Genomic DNA, 3,686 nt, shown 5'->3' on the forward strand with positions numbered 1-3,686 from the left:
AAATTTAAAGCATAGTTTTTGAAAATATTTTCAAAAACTATGTTATTTTTTGTTAATTGGGTATTAATGAATAGACAATTTGATACGGTACATTTACAAAAAAAGTAATGTAATAGACTAGCATATACAACACTATTATGGTATAGTTTATTGCGTGGAATTTATTTGTAGGAAAAAGTTTTTATCAATACTTAAATGTATAAAAGCAAGATAGAAATATAAATAGTAAATATAAATGAGTTTTACTATAGGTTATGCCGGGGATAATGTTATAAATAATCAGCAATAGCTGAAACTGATGAGATTTAAATTATGTAGTAAGAGAGATTTAGATTTCTCTTGAAATTAGTAGGAAAGAGGAGGTACAACGATGTTGTATAGCACTACAAAAGAACATGAGGAACTCCGTAAGGCTATAAGAGAGTTCGCAGAAGCAGAAGTTAAACCGATAGCATTTCAATTAGATCAAAACAATGAGTTTCCGCATGATGTTGTAAAGGCAATGGGAGAACGTGGATGGATGGGAATCCCTTATGCAAAAGAGTATGGTGGAGCAGGTTTAGATGCTATATCATATGCTATCGCTGTTGAAGAGTTATCAAGAGTTGATGGTGGGGTGGGTGTAATTTTATCAGCTCATACATCACTTGGTTCATATCCAATTGAAGCATTTGGTACAGAAGAACAAAAGAAAAAATACTTAATACCATTGGCTGAAGGTAAGAGCATAGGGGCTTTTGGTTTAACTGAACCTGAAGCAGGTTCTGACGCTGGTGGAACTCAAACTGTAGCAGAACTTGACGGAGACCACTATATATTAAATGGTAACAAAATATTTATAACAAACGCTCCAGAAGCGGACACATATGTTGTATTTGCTGTAACTACTCCAGGAATCGGAACAAAAGGTATTTCAGCATTTATCGTAGAAAAAGGTTGGGAAGGGTTCTCTTTTGGAGATCCATATGACAAGCTTGGTATAAGATCATCTAAAACTGCTGAACTTATATTTGACAATGTAAAAGTTCCTAAAGAAAACTTACTTGGTCAAGAAGGTCAAGGCTTTAGAATCGCTATGCAAACACTTGATGGTGGACGTATTGGTATAGCGGCTCAAGCTTTAGGAATAGCTCAAGGTGCGTATGAACACGCTCTTAAATATGCAAAAGAAAGAATTCAATTTGGAAAACCTATAGCACAACAACAAAGCATAGGATTTAAATTAGCTGATATGGCTACTAAATTAAGAGCAGCAAGATTCTTAATTTATTCTGCAGCAGAAATGAAGACTTTACATGTTCCTTATGGAACTGAATCAGCTATGGCAAAGATGTATGCTTCTGATATAGCTCTTGAAGTTGTAAATGATGCTCTTCAAATCCACGGAGGTTCAGGTTACCTAAAGGGTATGGAAGTAGAGAGATTCTACAGAGATGCTAAGATTACTACAATCTACGAAGGAACTAACGAAATTCAAAGAGTTGTTATCGCAGCTAGTTTAGTAGGTAAAATGCCTAAAAAATCTAAAGGAGCAGCTACAGCTCCAGGCAAAAAAGAAGGTCCTATCACTGGAGAAAGAAAACGTCAAATAATTAAAGCTGATACTGCAAAAGAAGCTGTAGATGAACTTATAAAAAACTTAAAGAAAGACGGATATGATTTTTCCGTAGGTATAGATATCAACACACCTATTGCCGATGCTGAAAGAGTAGTTTCAGTTGGTAAGGGAATAGGTAGTGAAGAAAACATGGAACTTGCAAGACAAACTGCAAAAGCTTTTGGAGCTGCACTAGGTAGTTCAAGACCTGTTGCTGAAAACCTTAAATTAGTACCGCTTGAAAGATACGTTGGTATGTCAGGACAAAAATTCAAAGGCAATCTTTATGTAGCACTTGGAGTTTCAGGAGCATCTCAACACTTAAAAGGTATTAAAGACGCAGCGACAATAGTTGCTATAAACAAGAACTCAGGAGCTCCTATATTTAAAAATGCTGACTATGGTATCGTAGGGGATATGTTTGAAATCATGCCACTTCTAATTGAAGCTCTTGGAACAGAAGAAAAAGCTCCAGCACCTGAATTTAAAAAAGTTAGAAGATCAAAACCAAGAAAATTAGCTCCTAATTACGGTGTATATGTATGCCAAGGTTGTGGATATGAATATGACCCTAATGTTGGAGATCCAGAAGGAGAAATAGATCCGGGAACAACATTTGAAAAACTTCCGGAAGATTGGATTTGCCCTAAGTGTCAAAAGGAAAAATCACAATTTGTAAAAGAAGAATTCCCTAAAGATAGACAATAGTTTAAAGTTTGTGTAAGATTAGGGAAATAGAATAGTAGTTATAAATTTAGGAGGCAAATATGTACACTGTTAGAAACGTAACAGAAGATTTATATTGGGTGGGAGTCAATGACCACAAAACAAGTTTATTTGAAAATATTTTTCCAATACCAGAAGGAGTTTCATACAACTCATACCTATTATTAGATGAAAAGACAGCTCTTTTCGATACAGTAGATTGGCAATTCGCACAAGAGTTTGTAAAAAACATTGAATACACTCTTGATGGAAGAGATTTAGATTATTTAGTAATACACCACATGGAACCGGATCACGCAGGAACAATTGAAGAAATTTGCTACAGATATCCAAATGTAAAGATTGTTTCAAGCGAACAAGGTTTTGAAATCATGAATCAACTTGGCTATACAAAACAAGATGAACATGAACAAATTATAGTTAAAGAAGGAGATACTCTAAGCTTTGGTAAACACACTAATGCTTTCGTAGAAGCTCCTATGGTTCACTGGCCGGAAGTCCTAATATCTCTTGACTTAACTGATGGAGTTCTATTCTCAGCAGATGCTTTTGGTACTTTTGGTGCACTAGATGGTAAACTTTTTGCAGATGAATTGGATTTCGATAGAGACTATTTAGATTATATGAGAAAATACTACAGCAATATCGTAGGAAAATATGGTCCATTCGTACAAGATGTTTTAAAGAAAGCGGCAGATTTACCAATTAAATATATCTGTTCTCTACATGGGCCGGTTTGGAGAGAAGATTTAGGATATATCATTGGCAAATATGATACTTGGTCAAGATATGAACCTGAAGAAGAAGGTGTTATGATAGCTTATGCATCAATGTATGGACACACAGAATATACTGCACAAGCATTAGCATCAGAACTCTGCAGAAGAGGAATGACAAAAGTTATACTTCACGATGTGTCTACAACAGATGTAGCTGATTTGATTTCAGATACTTTCAAATATTCTCATCTTGTATTAGCTTCAGTAACTTATAACTTGGGAATTTATCCTAAGATGAAAGACTTTATCCACGACTTGGAAGCTCTTAACGTTCAAAACAGAACGGTTGGTATAATTGAAAATGGTACTTGGGCTTGTACAGTTGGAGACAAGATGGAAGACTATGTAAATGAAAACCTAAAGCTTGTTGACGTATTAGGCGATAGAGTTACCGTAAATACTTCTCTAAGTGTTGCTAATAAGAATGATATGGAATCTCTTGCAGAAGCAATTTTAGAATCTATGGCTAAAAATAGAGAACTAAAAGCAAAGTTAAGCAAATAAATTATAAAGGGGCTACTTAGGTAGTCCTTTTTATATCTATTTTTAATAGATTTTATTTATATCGTCATATAAAAATAAAT

Annotated in this window: 2 protein-coding genes; both read left to right on the forward strand. The window is 34.6% G+C overall.

Translation table 11 applies throughout. From position 1 onward, the window contains the following. Positions 1 to 370 precede the first annotated feature (370 nt). Positions 371 to 2,305 (forward strand): acyl-CoA dehydrogenase family protein, encoded by a 1,935-nt coding sequence (locus HMPREF9129_RS10990; RefSeq protein ID WP_004821052.1) that lies wholly within the window; start codon positions 371 to 373, stop codon positions 2,303 to 2,305. A gap of 59 nt (positions 2,306 to 2,364) precedes the next feature. Continuing rightward, positions 2,365 to 3,606, forward strand: coding sequence for an FprA family A-type flavoprotein (locus HMPREF9129_RS05095; protein ID WP_004821053.1), 1,242 nt, complete (start codon positions 2,365 to 2,367; stop codon positions 3,604 to 3,606). The last annotated feature ends 80 nt before the right edge of the window (positions 3,607 to 3,686 follow it).

It is taken from the genome of Peptoniphilus indolicus ATCC 29427, assembly GCF_000227315.1.
In the GTDB taxonomy this organism is placed as follows: Bacteria; Bacillota; Clostridia; order Tissierellales; family Peptoniphilaceae; genus Peptoniphilus; species Peptoniphilus indolicus.

What these genes read in the sequence shown, in the direction of transcription:
- HMPREF9129_RS05095 (WP_004821053.1), top strand. Translation starts at nt 2,365, where the DNA reads ATGTACACTGTTAGAAACGTAACAGAAGATTTATATTGGGTGGGAGTC.
- HMPREF9129_RS10990 (WP_004821052.1), top strand. Translation starts at nt 371, where the DNA reads ATGTTGTATAGCACTACAAAAGAACATGAGGAACTCCGTAAGGCTATA.